The organism is Cytobacillus sp. FSL W7-1323 (assembly GCF_038595015.1).
GTDB classification, from domain to species: domain Bacteria; phylum Bacillota; class Bacilli; order Bacillales; family Cytobacillaceae; genus Cytobacillus; species Cytobacillus kochii.
In genome coordinates, this window is the sequence record NZ_CP151998.1 from 2363203 (window position 1) to 2381634 (window position 18432).

General features: G+C 35.3%; 19 protein-coding genes. 4 read left to right on the plus strand and 15 right to left on the minus strand.

The window, feature by feature from the left end:
* Nucleotides 1-143: 143 nt before the first annotated feature.
* The 8 genes from MKX67_RS12095 to MKX67_RS12130 form a co-directional block, all read right to left on the minus strand.
* The gene (locus tag MKX67_RS12095; RefSeq protein ID WP_342488244.1) at nucleotides 144-1190 is read right to left on the minus strand and encodes a hemolysin family protein; all 1047 of its coding nucleotides are present in this window, start codon (nucleotides 1188-1190) and stop codon (nucleotides 144-146) included.
* A 2-nt stretch (nucleotides 1191-1192) separates the two neighbouring features.
* Nucleotides 1193-2515: a hemolysin family protein gene (locus MKX67_RS12100; RefSeq protein WP_342488245.1), complete on the minus strand. Its 1323-nt coding sequence runs from the start codon at nucleotides 2513-2515 to the stop codon at nucleotides 1193-1195.
* A 214-nt stretch (nucleotides 2516-2729) separates the two neighbouring features.
* The gene (locus MKX67_RS12105) at nucleotides 2730-3923 is read right to left on the minus strand and encodes a GTP-binding protein (protein ID WP_340975055.1); all 1194 of its coding nucleotides are present in this window, start codon (nucleotides 3921-3923) and stop codon (nucleotides 2730-2732) included.
* 100 nt (nucleotides 3924-4023) lie between these two features.
* On the minus strand, nucleotides 4024-4293 hold the full coding sequence (gene rpsN, locus MKX67_RS12110) for a 30S ribosomal protein S14 (RefSeq protein ID WP_307318543.1): 270 nt from the start codon (nucleotides 4291-4293) through the stop codon (nucleotides 4024-4026).
* Nucleotides 4294-4326: 33 nt separating this feature from the next.
* A complete protein-coding gene (gene rpmG / locus MKX67_RS12115) occupies nucleotides 4327-4476 on the minus strand; it encodes a 50S ribosomal protein L33 (protein ID WP_095373222.1) in 150 nt (49 codons plus the stop codon).
* A gap of 163 nt (nucleotides 4477-4639) precedes the next feature.
* Nucleotides 4640-5038, minus strand: a complete 399-nt coding sequence (locus MKX67_RS12120; RefSeq protein WP_307318540.1) for a sporulation protein — start codon at nucleotides 5036-5038, stop codon at nucleotides 4640-4642.
* Between the two features lie 424 nt (nucleotides 5039-5462).
* Complete coding sequence (locus MKX67_RS12125; protein WP_307318538.1) at nucleotides 5463-5912, minus strand: SRPBCC family protein; 450 nt, start codon at nucleotides 5910-5912, stop codon at nucleotides 5463-5465.
* 36 nt (nucleotides 5913-5948) lie between these two features.
* On the minus strand, nucleotides 5949-7580 hold the full coding sequence (locus MKX67_RS12130) for an FAD-binding protein (RefSeq protein ID WP_340975065.1): 1632 nt from the start codon (nucleotides 7578-7580) through the stop codon (nucleotides 5949-5951).
* Nucleotides 7581-7840: 260 nt separating this feature from the next.
* On the opposite strand from MKX67_RS12130, the gene MKX67_RS12135 reads away from it, so the two are divergent.
* Together MKX67_RS12135 and MKX67_RS12140 are read left to right on the plus strand one after the other, a co-directional pair.
* The gene (locus MKX67_RS12135) at nucleotides 7841-8479 is read left to right on the plus strand and encodes a TetR/AcrR family transcriptional regulator (protein WP_307318534.1); all 639 of its coding nucleotides are present in this window, start codon (nucleotides 7841-7843) and stop codon (nucleotides 8477-8479) included.
* A 71-nt stretch (nucleotides 8480-8550) separates the two neighbouring features.
* Nucleotides 8551-9258 (plus strand): 2-phosphosulfolactate phosphatase, encoded by a 708-nt coding sequence (locus tag MKX67_RS12140; RefSeq protein ID WP_342488246.1) that lies wholly within the window; start codon nucleotides 8551-8553, stop codon nucleotides 9256-9258.
* Between the two features lie 63 nt (nucleotides 9259-9321).
* Here MKX67_RS12140 and MKX67_RS12145 read toward each other — a convergent pair whose 3' ends face one another.
* The 6 genes from MKX67_RS12145 to murB form a co-directional block, all read right to left on the minus strand.
* Nucleotides 9322-9753 carry a hypothetical protein gene (locus tag MKX67_RS12145; protein WP_342488247.1) on the minus strand — a complete coding sequence of 144 codons (432 nt, stop codon included), beginning with the start codon at nucleotides 9751-9753 and terminating at the stop codon, nucleotides 9322-9324.
* A gap of 161 nt (nucleotides 9754-9914) precedes the next feature.
* The gene (locus MKX67_RS12150; RefSeq protein WP_095373215.1) at nucleotides 9915-11651 is read right to left on the minus strand and encodes an ABC transporter ATP-binding protein; all 1737 of its coding nucleotides are present in this window, start codon (nucleotides 11649-11651) and stop codon (nucleotides 9915-9917) included.
* Nucleotides 11648-13390: an ABC transporter transmembrane domain-containing protein gene (locus MKX67_RS12155; RefSeq protein ID WP_095373214.1), complete on the minus strand. Its 1743-nt coding sequence runs from the start codon at nucleotides 13388-13390 to the stop codon at nucleotides 11648-11650. The genes MKX67_RS12150 and MKX67_RS12155 overlap by 4 nt, the downstream gene beginning before the upstream one ends.
* A gap of 424 nt (nucleotides 13391-13814) precedes the next feature.
* On the minus strand, nucleotides 13815-14597 hold the full coding sequence (locus tag MKX67_RS12160) for an ABC transporter ATP-binding protein (protein ID WP_095373213.1): 783 nt from the start codon (nucleotides 14595-14597) through the stop codon (nucleotides 13815-13817).
* A gap of 101 nt (nucleotides 14598-14698) precedes the next feature.
* The gene (locus MKX67_RS12165) at nucleotides 14699-15184 is read right to left on the minus strand and encodes a flavin reductase family protein (RefSeq protein WP_233435247.1); all 486 of its coding nucleotides are present in this window, start codon (nucleotides 15182-15184) and stop codon (nucleotides 14699-14701) included.
* Nucleotides 15177-16109, minus strand: a complete 933-nt coding sequence (gene murB / locus MKX67_RS12170) for a UDP-N-acetylmuramate dehydrogenase (RefSeq protein WP_095373212.1) — start codon at nucleotides 16107-16109, stop codon at nucleotides 15177-15179. Before murB ends, MKX67_RS12165 begins: the two co-directional genes overlap by 8 nt.
* A 129-nt stretch (nucleotides 16110-16238) precedes the next feature.
* On the opposite strand from murB, the gene MKX67_RS12175 reads away from it, so the two are divergent.
* A complete protein-coding gene (locus MKX67_RS12175) occupies nucleotides 16239-16481 on the plus strand; it encodes a DUF1450 domain-containing protein (protein WP_095373211.1) in 243 nt (80 codons plus the stop codon).
* Nucleotides 16482-16518: 37 nt separating this feature from the next.
* Here the strand turns inward: MKX67_RS12175 and MKX67_RS12180 are convergent, their stop codons facing one another.
* A complete protein-coding gene (locus tag MKX67_RS12180) occupies nucleotides 16519-17292 on the minus strand; it encodes an arylamine N-acetyltransferase (RefSeq protein ID WP_095373210.1) in 774 nt (257 codons plus the stop codon).
* A 283-nt stretch (nucleotides 17293-17575) separates the two neighbouring features.
* On the opposite strand from MKX67_RS12180, the gene MKX67_RS12185 reads away from it, so the two are divergent.
* Nucleotides 17576-18331, plus strand: a complete 756-nt coding sequence (locus MKX67_RS12185; protein ID WP_307318515.1) for a TraR/DksA C4-type zinc finger protein — start codon at nucleotides 17576-17578, stop codon at nucleotides 18329-18331.
* Nucleotides 18332-18432: the final 101 nt, after the last annotated feature.

An 18432-nucleotide genomic window follows, 5' to 3' on the forward strand; every position in this document is an offset into this window, starting at 1 on the left:
TATATTTTGCACAAGATCATACCACTTCTATTGTTTAGTATCATTCATATCAAAAATATGAAAGATGATAATCCTAATTACGATACCATACGAGGCCTACGGTCGGTCTTAAACTCTCACGCATTAGGTAAATCATATAGTTGTTAGGTTACGCTATAGCCTTCCTCACCAATTTCACCAACAATTTCCTCTAGAACATCCTCCATTGTGACAATACCAACGGCTTGATTTTCTTCATTATGAATAAGTGCCATATGTTTTCTTGTTTTTTGCATCGTTAGTAAAGCTTCCTTAATTGGAGAAGTCTCTAGAAAGTTTGGAATTTCATGAATAAGATCACTGATAGATACATCTTGATCCACTAGACTTTTCGTTAATAATTCCTTTGCATTTATATAACCTTTAATCCTTCCATCTATCTTGTCTTTAACAGGATAACGAGTAAAAGCGTGTTTTTCTAAAATATCTAATAATACGTCAAGGCTCATGTTTTTTTCAAGTGTAATGATACTTGCTTTAGGAATCATGATATCTTTTAGTTTTCGTTCATCAAAACTAAAAATATTTTCTAAATAAGTAAGTTCTGCTTGGTTAATCTCACCACTTTCAAAGCTTTGTGTGGCAATCAACTTTATTTCTTCTTCTGTATGCGCTGTTTCATGTTTCGACGGTTCGACACCAAACAATCTTAGAAGACTTTGCGAAGCTCCATTTAAGAATTTGATAAACGGTTTTGTTATTTTCCCAAACCAATATAATGGTGGAGCAAGTAACAATGTCATCTTCTCTGAATATTGGATCGCCAATGTTTTTGGAGCTAATTCTCCAAAGACAACGTGGAAAAACGTGACAATCGCTAAAGCAATGAAATACGACAATAAAGTGGCTGTTGCTTTAGATACTTCGAATCGTTCAAAAACAGGATGTAAAATTTTTTCTACTGTTGGCTCACCCAATGCACCGAGTACGAGGGCGGTAACAGTAATTCCTAATTGGCATGCCGATAAATGATAATCGAGCCCCACAACCACTTTTTTCGATATTTTAGCCTTTTTATTTCCTTCTTCAATCAGTTGGTCAATTCGTGACATTCGCACCTTAAGAATAGCGAACTCTGCACCAACAAAAAATGCGGTTAAAATAATAAACACAACAACAAGAAATAGATTTAAAATAATCATACCGTCCATTCTCAATCCCCTTTGGGTTCACCTCCAATATGAAGTCCTTCTAATTGTACTCTTTGGATTTGTAGTTGTTTAACTTTCATTACTGTCCAAGTGAGACCGTTTTCTTCTATGACATCTCCCTTTTTTGCCATGCCCGCTAATTTTTGATGAATCCAACCGCCTAATGTATCAATTTGATCACTATTTGCGAATGTCATCCCGAATTTTTCTTCTAAATCATCCAATAAAACGCGTCCAGAGATACAGTATTTGTTAGGTGCACGATACTCAATTTCTTCGACTTCCTCTTCGTCAAATTCATCGCGAATTTCACCAACAATTTCTTCTAAAATATCTTCTATCGTCAGTAAACCAGAGGTACCACCGTATTCATCCACAACTATCACCATGTGAACACCGGTTTTTTGCATTTTGATGAATGCGTCGTATATTTTTGTTGTTTCTAAAATAAACGGAATAGATTGAATAAAATCAGACAAGTGATAATCCCTTTTGCCTGCCATCTTTGCCAACATTTTTTTAACATTAACGATGCCGATCACTCGATCCTTAGTTTCATCTATAACAGGATATCTTGTAAAATTATGTTCTATCATGGTTTGCGCAATTTCTTCCTTCGCCATGTTCTGCTCGAACACAGCCATATTAATTCTCGGAACCATGATATCTTTGGCCACCCTTTCATCAAAGGAGAAAACATTTTCCATATACTCGAGTTCGGTTTGGTTAATTTCACCGCCTTGATAACTTTGCGTCATGACAATTTTCAATTCTTCTTCCGTATAGGAATCTTCTTTTGCTTTTGCCGGCACGCCAAACATACGTAATATCACTCTTGATGTTCCATTAAGTAACCAAATGAAAGGAAACATGATTTTTCCGAACCAGTAAAGAGGGGGCGCTAATAATAAGCTCATTTTTTCAGCAAATTGAATCGCTAAAGTTTTAGGTGCCATTTCACCGACAACTACATGTAGAATGGTTACTAAAATAAAGGCAATGGCATATGAAAGAACTGATGATAATGATTGTGAAATATTTAACCAATCAAAAACAGGATATAATATCTTCTCAACGGTTGGCTTACCAAGGGAACCAAGTCCTAAAGCTGTTACGGTAATCCCCAGTTGGCAAGCTGATAAATTATAATCTAAGTTATCTGCTACCCTCTTGACAGTAATTGCTTTTTTATTCCCCTCATCAATAAGCTGATCAATCCGTGACATTCTTAGTTTGACAACAGCAAATTCAGCTGCCACAAAAAAACCGGTCGCAAAGATCAAGAAGGCCAGTAGTAGTAAATTTAATATTGTAATCAGATCCATAAGACACCACCAGTATTGAAATTGTATTTTATTAATGTGTCCATTCTTATATCATGTACTCATGCATTTGTAATGATTAGTTAACCTCTAATATCAAAGGCTAAAATGCATAACAGTATCTTATGAAAACTCCTATTAAAAATAAAAACGAGGAAAGAAAATAATTTTTCTTTCCTCGACAACATCAACATGTTTTATAACTGGACCGATTTATCTAACTATTGATTGTCCAGCTAAATGGATCTGGCAGTTCATCCCACTTGGCATCATACTCACTTGGTGATAACAAGCAATCATCTAATTCTTTTGTTATTAAATCTACATCAATATCCATTCCAATAAACACAAGTTTAGTATGACGATCACCAAATTCCACATCCCAATCATCTAACAAACTAGGGTTTTCCTTTAAGGTCTCATCTTTTTCCTTCTCTGGTAGTGATGCTACCCAATAGGATATGGGCTGCATCATTACAGAAGGACCAGCTTGTGACATTAATATAGCTAAGTTATTTCTGCTCGCGCACCAAACAATCCCTTTTGATCTAACTATTTGTGATGGCATTTTTTGACACCAAGTATTAAAACGTTCAGTATGGAAAGGGTATTTTCGGTAATAGACAAAAGATGAAATGCCATACTCTTCTGTTTCAGGCGTATGATCAGAAGGACCGATCGAGAGCTCTTGTAACCAACCTGCAGATTGACTGGCTTCATCAAAATCGAAAAGCCCAGTATTTAATATTTCATTCGGATTTACTTCACTATTTACCGTACGAATAATCTTCGCTTGTGGCTGCAGTGTTCTAATCACTTTTTCTAATTTATCAAGGGCTATATCATTTACTAAATCACACTTATTTAATATAAGCACATCGCAAAATTCAATCTGGTCAATGAGTAAATCAGCGATATTTCTATCATCTTCTTCCCCAACTGCCTCCCTACGTTCTAATAATGTGTCTCCTGATTCAAAATCATGCCAAAATCGATTCGCATCAACAACCGTTACCATCGTATCTAATTTACAAAACCGAGTTAAATCTATATTCATTTCTTCATCGATATAAGAAAAGGTTTGTGCTACAGGGACAGGTTCGCTAATACCTGAAGATTCAATCAGTATGTAATCTACTTCACCTTGTTTAGCTAATCGTTCAACTTCTATAAGTAAGTCTTCTCGAAGAGTGCAGCATATACATCCATTTGACATCTCCACCAATTTTTCCTCCGTTCGAGAAAAGTTTCCTTGTTTTCGAACAAGTTCACTATCGATGTTTACTTCACTCATGTCATTTACAATGACTGCTACTTTTAAACCGTTTCTATTATTTAATATATGATTTAATAATGTTGTCTTACCGGAACCTAGATAACCACTAAGAACGGTCACTGGAATTTTTTTCATTGTTAAACACCCCTATAATTCAAAATGATTACGATTTAAGAATTAAAAAAATACTCTTCTTATCTTCGTTTATATACTCCCATCTAATAAGGATTGTAGATTACCAGCTCGATTTTTTAACGCCTGGTATTTGACCTTTATGTGCATATTCGCGAAAAGCTATACGAGACATCTTAAATTTTCTAAGATAACCTCTAGGTCTTCCGGTTAATTCGCATCTGTTTTTTAACCTTGTCGGGGACGAATCTCTCGGTAGTTTTCTAATACCTTGAATGTCACCTTTTTCTTTCAGCTCCTTCCGAATTTCTGCATATTTTTTCACTAATTCTTGCCGTTTCTTTTCTTTTGCTATTTTAGATTTCTTAGCCAACTTTCACCATTCCTTTTCTATATTCTAAATTCTCTACTTTGTTTCTCTATGCAAAGTTTTTCTCTTTAACCGTGGACAATATTTCATCAGTTCAATTCTATCTGGATGATTTCTTTTATTCTTTGAAGTAATGTAATTTCTATCACCCGTCTCTGTGCAGGCTAGTGTGATTTTAACTCTCAATTTTTTATCTCCTTTCCGTTTCCTATTCATAAAAACTAAAAACAATCAGATACTTTCAACTCATAGTATAAAACGTAATCATTACGATTTGCAAGTGTTTTTTACTCCTTTATAAAAAAGAGCCATCATTTTGTATGATCGCTCTATCCTTTGATTATTTAATTTACATAGTTGCTAAGGGGCTAATTTTCACTGCAACTCTTACTGATTGCTCTAATTTATGATCGAGCATAAAGTTCGCTTGAATATAATAATCATTATCTTGAGCATTCATCTCATTTGCTGATGGAATTTCCAATGTAAATACTGTTTCTTTCTGCTCATTCGGTTGGACAGGAATCGAACAAAATACAGAGTGAGATCTCACAATTTCTTCTTTATCATTTTTTTGGTTGCAAGCAATCAAATCAATATCATATCTTCTAATCTTCTGTGGGATAAGACCACCAAAAAATTTTATGCCACCTTCAATAATATGGCCTTCTTTATATTCTTTTTCATTAGTAGATAAATGAATTTTCTTCATTCCTATACCCATTTTTAGAGCATATTTTTTAAGCATTCTAGCTATGTCACCTATACCTTCTTATATATTGTTTAATAACTATGTTTGTGATCGTACTAACCTATAATAGTATATGATAGAAATAATGGTAAAGAATGTTTTTACATAATTATTTTTTAAAATTATTTATCCTTCTTTTAACCTTAAAATTATAAGCTTTCAATCAGTAACGCATTTTACTAAACAATTAATCATTTCCATTACTCCCTTTTTGAAAGTGAAACGTTACAATTGTCTAACATTTCTTCAGGTAATAAAAGATAAAGTGCAACGTTATAGTTCTTTAAATTATATAATGCTCATCTACCTTTGACAAGATAAAAACATGTGCTAATAAAAAATTTACTTTGTTTTTACATTCGTTGATAATAGGAAACAAAAACATTCGCCAAGAAATAAGCGAATGTTTTATCATGATTGTTTATGCATTTACAACTTCATAAATCTTCCCACCAACAGCTTCAGTTAATTCTTCAGTTGTTTTTGGTACAAATGATTTTAGGATTTGATTAATCATTGGACCCATAGCACCACCGGCCGTGATGTCCAGATTACCCGTCATTTCCGTGGTTCGATCATTAACAACAACAGCATTAAAATAACCGCCTCCTTTAAAGTTATCCGAAATCCCCTTTAAATCGAAGGTAACTGTTGTTGGTTCTTTCCATTCTATAATATTTATTTTTAGCTTAACTGTTTTTTTCATAAACCCTAAATCACCTTTAAAAGCCCAAGTCGATTCATTTTCATTGAGAATTTCATGTTCGATGTAACCAGGGACTAATGGGGCCCATTTGTTCATATCACTTACAAAAGACCAGATTTCTTCAATTCCCACTGGTAACGTAATGGTATGTGTTCCTGCTGGCATATATATGCACTCCCTCACTTTTTGTATTTAACTTCATCATTCATTTTCTTGACTTATAGCCAATCCTGCTAAGTAACCAAATGTAAGTGCAGGCCCAATTGTTCCACCAGCGCTAACATATCCTTGGCCGAAGATGCCCATCGCTGCATTTCCTGCTGCATATAAACCTTTAATCTTATTACCACGTAAACTGATTACTTGTCCGTTTTCATCTATTTTTGGTCCCCCATTTGTGCCTAAGCTCCCAAAGTGAACTTGTACAGCGTAGTAAGGACCTTTTTCAATCTTTCCAAGGTTTAGTTCCTTATTACCTCCGCCAAGTGCTAAACCTTCAAAGAAAGTTGTTCCACGGTGGAAATCTTTATCTTCCCCTGCTTCAACTTGGCTGTTCCAACGATTGACAGTTTCTTCTAAGGCATCTGGATTGATATCAATCTTACTAGCCAATTCTTTTATGCTATCTGCTCTCGTCATCCATTCTGGTGCATCTTCACCTGGCATAACAGTAACAATCATGGAAGCGTCTTTTACTTGTTGATCAAAAATCATCCAGTTATTTTTTTCGTTTGGCCATTCTACATTCACTGGATCAAATTCATAAAATGACTTTGGTAAATCATTGTAGGTCGTTCCTTCATGGACGAAACGTTTCCCTTTACCATTTACAATAATACTATTAGGACCCGTACGACCGCCTGAAGCTAATTGGTTCATCACACGATCCTCATATTCAAACGTGGGATCTTGCATTGTCGGATACCACCAAGCCTCACTCATATTCCCTAATGCTGCTCCAGCTTCCATGGCCATAATTAAGCCATCGCCTTCATTCCCCCAAGGTGTAAGTGGATGAGTAATCTCACCTTTTAAAAAGGTTTTAATTAATTCCTTGTTCCATTCAAAACCACCTGAACCTAACATCACTCCTTTTTCGGTACGGTAATAAATTTGATTGTCTTTATTTTCAGCAATGAGGCCAATGACTTCACCTTCGTCATTTAACACAAGCTCTTTACCTGATGTTTCCATCACAATATCGATACCTCGATCTAAACAACCTTTAACCAATCCAGCGATTAGTGATCGTCCCATTGTCACAATATTATTTTCCATTCGCTCTGCGACCTTTACGAAGTCAATTCCACCAATTGCTCCACCTTCTTCAAGTGTTAAAGGTGGGAAAGTTGGATTGTGACGAATGAGTGCTCCCCATTCACCAATTTCATTTAAATCGTATGGAAGGGGATCTAATGAACGTCCCTTTCTAGAACCCTCAAAATAACTATAATATTCTGGATAACTTCCCGGTACAGCGAATCTTACCGGAGTATGCTCATATAAATAATCAATCGCTTTGTAAGCGTTATCAACGTATACCTCAAGCAATTTCGGATCTGGTACTTTGCCACCAGTTACACGATTAATATAGGCAAGTGCATCTTCTCTTGTATCCTCTAATCCTACTTCTTTCATATATCTGTTTAACGGTATCCATGGTACACCACCTGAAAAAGCTGTTGTTCCACCGATTTGATGGGTCTTTTCTAAAACAACAACTTTAGCTCCTTGGTCGTGTGCCGTAATGGCTGCAACTAATGCTGCTCCCCCTGTTCCCATGACAACGACATCGGTTTCATAATCCCATTTCTCTGGTTTCTTTGCTGACATCTCTTTTCCCCCTTACCCCGACGATTAAATTGAATTTTTTAAAAATAATAGTTTAACTATCATGGGTATTTTATCATGCGGCCGTTTGTTAGTAAATAAGTTTTTTTACAATTGTAAATTATTTTTTAATGCTATCATTTATTTTATTTTTCTGTTCGTACCCTTAGAAAAGAGAAATTCATGAAATAGTTATGATAATATAAATGAAATATAGTTATGCTTATGCATTCGCAAAAAATATGAGGAGTTAAGCCGGTATTATGAGAGAGAATACGAAAAAGAAAAAGAGAGAAAAGATTTTACAAAGTGCAGAAATTCTATTTGTTGAAAATGGTATTGAAAAAACAACAATGAATGACATAGCAGTCAAAGCAGAAATGGGTGTTGCAACGATATTTAGACATTTTCCAAAAAAAGATATGATTGTCGATGAGGTTGCTGCTGAGAAATTGAAAATATTGCTTTCTTTTATGGAAGAATTGAGTAAAAAAGAAGATATCTCGTACCTTGAAAAAATCACCTACCTTTTGGATTTTTTCATTTTTCATTCAAACAAAGAATCAGGCGCATTACCGAAAATTTTAGACTATATCGTCAATTACATTGCTGTCAACAATTTTTCCTTTGAAGAAAATCGATGTTATTTAAATGTCCGAGATCAATTGTTTAGCCTTTTTTTCGACATGATTGATGCTGGCGCTAATGATGGAACAATTCGCTCAGATATTAATGCCAGAGAAGTAATTCCAACCATTATTAACAATTTCACTGTTTTCACATTTAAACTTGCTGTACAAAGCAAAACTAATATAATCGAACCGGAATTACCTGCGCAGCATCAACTAGTAACAATGAAAAATGTTATCTTAAACTATTTAACCGCGAATGCAGCAAAATAAAGTCATTTAGAAAAGAGGAGAATAATCATTTCATACAACCTGAATGTCAGATAGAATGGGGAAAACGTGGTGTGAGAGAAGCAGCAAATCGAGGAGATATTGTGATTATTGTTGATGTCCTCAGTTTTTCTTCTACAGTTGTAACGGGTTTAAATTATGGAGCAATCATATATCCTTATCCCCCTCATTTAAATGGCAAAGCATACGCGCAATCATTGGGAGCGCAATATATTCTTGGGAGAGCTGAGGCAGCGAGATTAGGTGCACCCACTTTATCACCTGTTTCATTTAACCACTCACATGATAGGCAAAAATATGTTTTGAGTTCCTTAAATGGTGCCTTTTGTACTTGGATTGCCTCCCATATACCAGCTTTATTCATTGGCTCTTTATTAAACGCTTCTGCAGTAGCATCAGCTGCAAACCAATTATCCGCTTCATTAAACGCTAATATTACTGTTGTTCCTTGTGGAGAATTATGGAATGGCGTGAAAGAATTTGAAGACTCCCTTCGTCCTGCAATGGAAGACTACTTGGGGGCTGGGGCCATCCTTTCTAGGATAGAAGGAAAGCGATCAGCTGAGGTGCAAGTGTGTATTGGCGCTTTTCAGTATTCAAAATCAACACTTAGTAGATTAATATGGGAATGTACGAGTGGAGTAGAATTAAGAGAAAGAGGGTTTGAAAAAGATGTGAAGCATTGTAGCCGTTTAAATATTTACCAAACCGTTCCTATATTAAAAAACCAACATTTTTCCGAGTATACAACAACGATATGAAGAAGCAATCCACGATAATGTTCACAATTGCTTCTTCTTTGGTAGCTTTTAATCTTGTCATCTTCATCTTAAGCTGTTTGATTCGCCAATTATAAGTGTCACTATTTGGTAGAAATCTTGTTGTGCTATGAGGAAGTGGGGATGATTTTCGTCATCTAATAACATAATATAAGGTTCTTCTTCTTCAGGAATAATTAATACCATTTCGTTGATAAAATCATTAAACCATTTGTTTTTTACGGTCAATGATGGTGCCAACGGAATACGAACCATATAGCCGTCTTTAGGCATAGGATTAATCTTCACATATATCCCATTGATTGATTGAAGAATGGATGTTGCTTCTTGTTGTATTTGTTCATTAGGGGGGCGTTTTTTTACAACGTCGTTGACTTCCACATCAAACAATTCCACTTGCGGAAGTCCTTGTGCTGAAACTGTTGAAACAAATGATAATAATAGTGCGAAAAAAAGTAAGATCAACATTTTTTTCATCTTAATCACCTCTGTTATTAACTTTTCCCTCAAGATTTTTTTTACTCTTAATTGTGTATTTATTATTTTTTTCCTATTGAATATTTGGAACATAGTTCGTTTAATTTATTAGTTAAATAAAAAAACCAATCTAAGATTTATACTCAGATTGGTTTTTTTTCTTATGCTTGTAAAGATTTCGCTTGCATCTCGTACATTTGTTCGTATATACCGCCTGCTGCAATGAGCTCTTCATGACTGCCTTGTTCTTTGATTTCACCTTTATCAAGCACCAAAATGCGGTCAGCATTTTTAATTGTAGACAGTCTATGAGCGATGATAAAAGTGGTTCTTCCTTGTTTTAGAACATTCATTGCGTTTTGAATAATCTCTTCCGTTTCTGTATCGATATTTGATGTTGCTTCATCGAGGATTAGGATCGCTGGATCGAAAGCGAGCGCCCGTGCAAACGAGATTAATTGTCTTTGACCGGAGGACAAAGTACTTCCTTTTTCAATTACCGGTTCATCTATCCCTTTTTCTAAATGTGATAGCACTCGATCAGCACCAACTGACTGAATCGCATGCTCCACTCTTTCTCTTGTAATATTAGGTTGATTTAAACTTACATTCGAAGCAATAGTCCCGGTAAAAAGATACGGGTCTTGTAAAACTATCCCCATATGTTCACGAATCGTTTGTCGTGGTATCGTCGTAATATCCACTCCATCAATATAAATTTTACCGATTGTTGGATCATAAAAGCGAAATAATAAGTTCATAATCGAGCTTTTTCCTGAACCTGTATGACCCACGAGCGCAATCGTTTCTCCCTTTTTTGCTTGGAATGAAATATCCTTTAAAACAAAATCAGGTTCTTTATATGCGAAGGATACTTGATCAAACACCACATGCCCTTTATATTTTGGTATCTTTTCATTAGATACCTTCTCACCTTTTAATGCTAAGACTTCAAATACACGATTACCGGCTACGAGTGAACGCTCCATTTGTGAAAATTGATTCACAATATTTGTAATCGGATTAAAAAGTCTTGTTAAATAGTCAACAAACGCATATAGTGTTCCAGCTGTCACTATTTGTGTACCACTAAATGATTGTGTCCCAAAATAAATGATAAAACATGTAAATAACAGTAGCCTTAACGTATTTACAAGGTTATGAGAAGTCGCAGAATCAAGAATAATTAGCTTTCTCTCATATTGATAATGTTCTTCATTCATTTCATCAAACTCTTTCGTCATTTGTTTTTCTCGACGGAAAGCTTGAATAATAGTCATCCCTTGAATGGATTCATTGATCATTGCATTAATATCAGCAATTTTTGTTCGGATCACGTCATTATACTGTGAAGCATACTTTCTATATAGAATCATCCAAATATAAACGATTGGTATCATAACGAGTGCGATTAAAGCCATTTTCCAGTTCAAAATGAATAGGGCAATATAGACACCAGTTATAGAAATGGCACTCGTAGCAAAACTCGAAAGTACTTGCACAAATAAGTTTCTTATTGCCTCTGTATCATTTGTCACTCTTGCAACAATTTTACCAGATGGTAATTGATCAAAAAAACCAATTGGTAATGTTTGAATATGCTTGAATACATCTTTTCTTAATGCTTGAATAATTCTATTTGAACCCTTTTGTAATTGTAAATACATAAAATAACGGAAAATAGCCGTACAAATTGATAACGAGAAATATAGAATGAGTAAGTATAGAATTGGTGTAAAGTCAAATTGGCCGACTGTCATATGATTATCAATGATGTGTTTAGCAATAAAGGGGCCCGCTAGGTCAGTGAACACTGCAATGGATAGAAATAACAACCCGAGTAAAATGGTGCCTTTAAACCTTAGCGCATACGATAATAATTGTTTGCCTGTGCTCATGAATTGGCCCCCTCTAGCTGTTGGCGTACATACTGTTCTTTATACCAACCGTCTTCATTAATTAAATCATCATGTGTACCTACTTGTGTAATCACACCATTATCTAAAACAATTATTTGATCTGCGTGTTGAATACCTGATAAACGATGTGTTGTAATAATTGTCGTTTTTCCCGCTCTTTCGCGTTGAATATTGCTGATAATTGCAGACTCTGTTTTTGCATCTACAGCAGATAAGGAATCATCTAATATTAAAATATCAGGATCTTTAATTAATGCGCGAGCAATCGATACCCGCTGCTTTTGTCCCCCTGATAAGGAAACACCTTTTTCACCTACTAACGTATTTAACCCGAGCGGAAGATAAGCTAAATCTTTTGTAAAAGCAGCCAAATCAATCGCTTTTTCTATTTCTTCGTCTGTGGCATCTTCTTTACCGAATAATATATTTTCTTTAATTGTTCGAGAAAAAAGCACGTGACTTTGCGGTACATAACCAATCCAATCTAATACTTGTTCTTTCGTCTGTTGGGAAAGGTCGATATCATCAATAGATATTCCTCCTTCTCCTAAAGGATACTCCCTCAACAATTGGCGAATAAAGGTCGTTTTCCCTGCGCCTGTTTTACCCACAATTCCTAACGTTTCACCACTTCTTAAGCTTAAATTAATATTTGAGAGGTTAACGACTTTACTCGTAGGGTATTGAAAGGTTAACTCTTGGAATTGTAAAGTATGGGGCTTATCGACTGCTAAAGGTTTTGTTGGCGGCATGATATCCGCTTCATAATTTAATGTCTCTTGCACCCTGTCTAAAGAAGCGTTCCCTTGTTGCATCACATTGATTAACTCACCAATAGCAAAGATTGGCCAAACCGCTAATCCTAAATAAACATTAAAGGTAACTAATTGCCCAACAGATAAGTCTCCATTAGCCACTAATACTGATCCATAACCTAGTGCGACAATATAACTAATGCCGGTTCCAATTGTTGTGATTGGATTGAATAAAGCATTTATCTTGGCGGTATGCATATTTTTCTCAAAAACATCTTCACTCATATCAGCAAAACGTTGTTCATCTGCCTTCTCTTGCACATAGGCGCGAATAACTCTAACACCAGAGACGGATTCTAAAACACTATCATTCATCTCGCCAAAAGCATCTTGTGCTCTCATATACCTTTCATGGACAAGTTTGCCATAATATTGAATTAATATGGCCATAACTGGGACAGGTAACATGGCGAAAAAAGTAAGTTCCCACGAGATCATGAAGCCCATCGCTAAGATAATACCACCGAGAAAGAAAGTAGAGTCAATCAACGTCATAATCCCAAATCCTGCGGTTAACGAGACAGCATTCAAATCATTGGTCGCCCTGGCCATAAGATCTCCGGTGCGATTTTTTTCATAAAAAGTCGGTGTCATACGCAAGAATTGGCTCATTAATTTTCGCCGCATTAATCGTTGCAAGTTGACGGATCCTTCGAATAGACCGTATTGCCAAAAGAAATTTAACATATAGCTAAAAATAATAATACCTAAGAAGACCGCTACATACTGAATGAGTAAATCACGCGTCATTTCACCTTCTGTAATGTAATCAATAATGACCCCAATTAAGTACGGTGGAATAATTTCTAATACAGTAGCTAACATCAATAATAGAACGGCGATACCGTATTGCTTTTTGTATTTTTTGAAAAACCAACCGAGTTTCTTTAACACATCAAACATTTATTACACAACCTTTCCTCTCTTGCTGTCTGATTCCTCTACCCACAACCTATACGCTGCTTTTTTAATAGTAATATTCTTTGTTTTCTGTTCATCTTTAACATCCCCTTATCTTTATTCAACTATCTATTAGAAAAACTCGACTTGCACCGAAATTTACATGGCAAGTCTCTGTTTATCTCCCCTATTTACTTCTCCAAAAAAAAGAAAATGCGGCCCCCATAAAGAGGCCGCATTTCTCTTCTAAGGTATGAACGTGTTGCCATACCTCTATTCATTAAAAGAATAAAGCATTATCGAAAAAAAGGTAGGGACGAATATGAATTTGTATTCATGAATGCCTTCACTCTTGCTTTCATCGTCCTTACCTCCTCTCATTTGTAAATAGCGTCTTTTGAATATTACCACTATTTTCATATTTGTGTCAATATGTTTTTTTCAAAGACATTCTTTTTGAATACCTGTCTACTTCAACTGTTATGCCAAAAAAATCAGTTAATGTTTCACTCGTAAGTAACTCAGATGTATTTCCACTTTTAAATACCGTACCGTCTTTGATTAATAGAGATTTATTGAAAATAGGAATGATTTCTTCAATATGATGGGTAACGAAAATAATGGTCGGCGCTTCTTTTTGTTTTGAGATACGAGCAATTGAATCCAGCAGCTGTTCACGAGAAACAAAATCTAGTCCCGTTGTTGGTTCATCAAGAATGAGCAATTTTGGATGGGCCATTAGGGCACGAGCGATTAATATTTTTTGTTTCTCACCTTGAGAGCAAGTTTGATAAGTTTCATTCTGTAATTGGGTTAAATGGAATTGCTCTAACCATTCATTTGCTTCTTCAATATCATCCGTTGAAGGTTCTTCATAAAGTCCGATAGATGCGTATTTCCCACTTACTATAATATCTTGTACTCGCTCATATGGACGAATCTTCTCTTGAAAAGAAGAGGATACCCATCCAATGGATTGCCTTACTTGCTGTATATCTACTTTTCCGTATGTATGACCCAATACTGATATTTGTCCACTTGTTGGCCAAATATAGCCCATAACCATATTTAATAATGTGGTCTTTCCTGATCCATTTAAACCAAGCACTGCCCAATGATCCCCATTATTTACATGCCAATTCATATTTTGTAGGATGAGCTCCTGATTTCTTGACCAGTAGACATTTTCTATTTGAAGCACTGTATCCATCTTTACCCTCCCTAAAAACCAAAAATTCTGTTATTTACATCATAAAAAAACAGAACGGTGCTTTTGGCTTTTGTCCGTCCTGTTTATGTAAATTATTCATTTCACTCATAAAAACTGTCAGGAATACCTGCGAATTTACGCTTATGATATAATAACGGTTCTTTTTTATTGCTTTCTATATCAACCACTTTTCCCACTAAAATACTGTGGTCGCCAGCTTCAATTGTGTCATGCATCTCACATTGAAATACACCAGCACAATCAGCAATAATTGGCAATCCATTGGCTGATTCAGACCAATCAGTATTTTTAAAACGATCAAGACCTTTTGAAGCAAATAATGAACAAACTTCTGCTTGATCATGAGCTAATACATGGACAGCAAATTTTTTCGTTTGCGTGAACTTCTCATAAGAAGATACTCTTTTATCTATTGACCACAATAATAACATTGGATCTAATGAAACAGAAGCGAATGAATTCACCGTTAAACCGATAGGTGTGCCTTCTTCGTCCATCATTGTGACAACAGTGACACCTGTAGGGTAATTACCCATGACTTCTTTAAATAAATCTGTTTTACTCATGATTCTTTCCCCTTTCATTCTCCTCATAATCCCCTAAAATTTGTACTTCTCTTTCTAGCTTCACACCAAAATTGGCAAAGACCTTTTCTTGTACAAGATGAATGAGTTGAATATAATCACTAGCAGTCGCTTCATTCATATTCACCATAAAACCTGCATGTTTCGTCGACACTTGCGCGCCCCCAACCGTTAAGCCCTGTAAGCCGCTATCTTGAATCAACTTCCCAGCGAAGTATCCAGGAGGTCGTTTAAAGACACTACCACAAGAAGGATACTCTAGTGGTTGTTTCGATTCTCTCGCAAAGGTAAATTCATCCATCTTTGCTTTTATGTCTGCTTTATTTCCTTTTTGTAGCGTGAATGTCGCTTCTAGTACAATTAGCTTTTTCTTAGCAAATGCACTTGTACGGTAAGCAAAATCGAAGTCTTCTGGTGTTAGCGTTAATAACTCACCTTCCGTATTTAAAGCAATGACCTTTGTTAATACATTCGAGATTTCACCACCGTATGCCCCTGCATTCATAAATACCGCACCGCCTACACTTCCTGGTATCCCGCATGCGAACGCTAACCCATCTAACCCGTGTTCATATGCAGTACGAGAAACATGAATAATTTCAGCGCCACTACCTGCTGTTATTTGTTTTTCATTAACAGAAATATCATTAAAATGATTCAGGTTTAACACAATTCCAGGTAAACCATGATCACTAATAATGACATTTGCTCCTTTTCCAAGTAAAGTTAGAGGAATCTTTTTATCGAAGGCAAATTTTACGACCTTTTGTGCGTCTTCAGTATTTCTTGGCTGTACGTAAATTTCCGCCTCGCCACCAACCTGTATATATGTATGTTTTGACATCGGCTCTTGATGATAGATATCACTATTCGTTAATAGCTGACGTAATGTTTCTTTGATGTTCATTTTTTTACTCCAATCTGTTATGCTTTACAAAAAGTCAATGCATTTTTATACTGAAAGGTATAAAAATAAAATAACATGAAATCATGTATTTATCTAGTACTTTGTGAGACGAAAGAAAGTGTGATAACCATGGGTTTAATATTACTAGAAATTTGCGACATGAACCTCTTGTCAGAAGAAGCGTTGCAAGCACTATTAGAAAAATATCCCGAAGTAGCTGTTATGAGCTATGATTGTCAAAACTTATGTGGTCTTTGCAAAATGAGACCATATGCGCTTGTAAACGGACAAAGGATATTTGGAAAAGACTTGCCGGAATGCATTGAAAATATACGCATTAAAATAGAAGAGGAACTGGCATTGTTCGCATAATTCATTCACACTGGAGCCTAATAAAGGCTCCAGTTTTTTATTTATTCTTTAATGTAATCCCAAATAGATCTTTAGCTAATTGTAAAAATTCAGCTGTTGCTACTTTTCTTTTCGTTATATTTCCCCCTACATTTAGGGTATAGGAACTTTCTGTCAACGTAACCGTTTCATATTCTCTAATAGATGTGAATAGATAACCCTTATTAAAAGGTGATGATTCACTATGAATAATGGTGTCTTGTATGGTCGTTAATTCATCTTCTGATTGTATAGTGTTTGCCAAAGAGAATTTATACCCTGTTTTCCAATCATGTACACCGTTTTTTTTCATATTTAAAATATATTCATCGTTATTGTATGTGATTCTAAAAAAACCGTTCGCTGATTTGACTTCTTCACCGTCTAACGGTACAGCTTTTAAAGGTAAATTATTGCCAAAACCTGTATCTACTAAGAAAGGTTTATTTTCTTTAGTGAGAATGATAAATACATGCGTGTCCCCAGTACTTGACCATGTTTGATTAGTGTGATCATAGACATTCCCTTTTACTAATTTTACATCTAATCCTTCATCTTTTAATACATAAAAAAGCAAAGGGTTCAAATGATAGCAAACACCACCAAATCCATTGTTTAAACAAGTTTCTTCAATTAATTCTTTCGTAATAGGTGTTGTACTTCTCGCCATAATACTCGTGTTTTCAAACGGGAAGATATTTGTTGTTTTTCTTAGAACTTCGTCCAGATTATTAAATGTAATCTTCTCTTGAAAATGAATTTTCTCTTTAAACTTCATAGTCAAGTCTGTCATTGTTCATCATCCTTTGGTATAACTTCACTCTACTATAACACTCTTCGGCTATCTCATAAATGAATCTGCATAAGTTTGGCGAGCTCAAGGTATATTTCTGTTTCTTTGAATTACTGAGAATTATTTAAAAAGACAAAATAATCATTCCTCCTATCACAGATTGCCTACTATTTTATTCCTAAAAAAACAAACACATGTAAACACAAATCACTTTGAATAAACCTTACATAATAAAGAGACAAACCGCTGACAATATAAGCAACAAAGATAGGAGGACTTCATTATGTTATCTGCTGAACAACTACATCATTTTAAAAAATTGTTAACACAATCTTTGAAGGAAAATGAACAACAAATAGAGCAAAATCATCATTTCGGACTACATGAAGATCAAAATAATGTTGGTTTTTCAGGAGAATTATCTAATTACGATAATCATCCAGCTGATTCTGCGACTGAATTATATGAAAGAGAAAAGGACCTAGCCATAGACGATCATTATAGAGATGAAGTGGATGAAATTCGCACAGCTCTTACTGCTATAGAAAAAGGAACTTATGGAGTGTGTCAAGTTTGTCAAAAAGAGATTCCCTTAAGCCGCCTTGAGGCATTGCCAACAGCAACAACTTGCATTGAACATAGTCAACAGCAGAACTTAAATGAGTACAGACCAATAGAAGAAGAAGTCATTAATGCCGATGTCGAGGTACCACATGATGATAATAACGGTTTTGATGAAGAAGATAGCTGGCAATCTGTTGCAAAATGGGGGAATTCAGATGGACCGTCAGATTTATACGATGCCCCAACAGATTATGAAAAAATGTATCTTAATTCCGGTGAAAATGTTGGCTATACAGAAGAGTTCGAAAATAGTGTGGGAACGGATATCGATGGCAAAAACATTCAAATTTTTGACACTAAACAGTTACGTGCTTATGAAGAAGCACTTGATGAAGAAGGCATTATGACCACTTTCGGTGATTTAAAAGCTTATGAAGAAGAACCATATGTAGAGAACGAAGAAGATGAGCAATAATAAAAAGCGAGACTATAGCGTCTCGCTTTTTATTATTCACTGCTTTACTTCTCTTCTTTGGCGAGATCGATTATCATGACAATTAACACGAGTAATTGAAT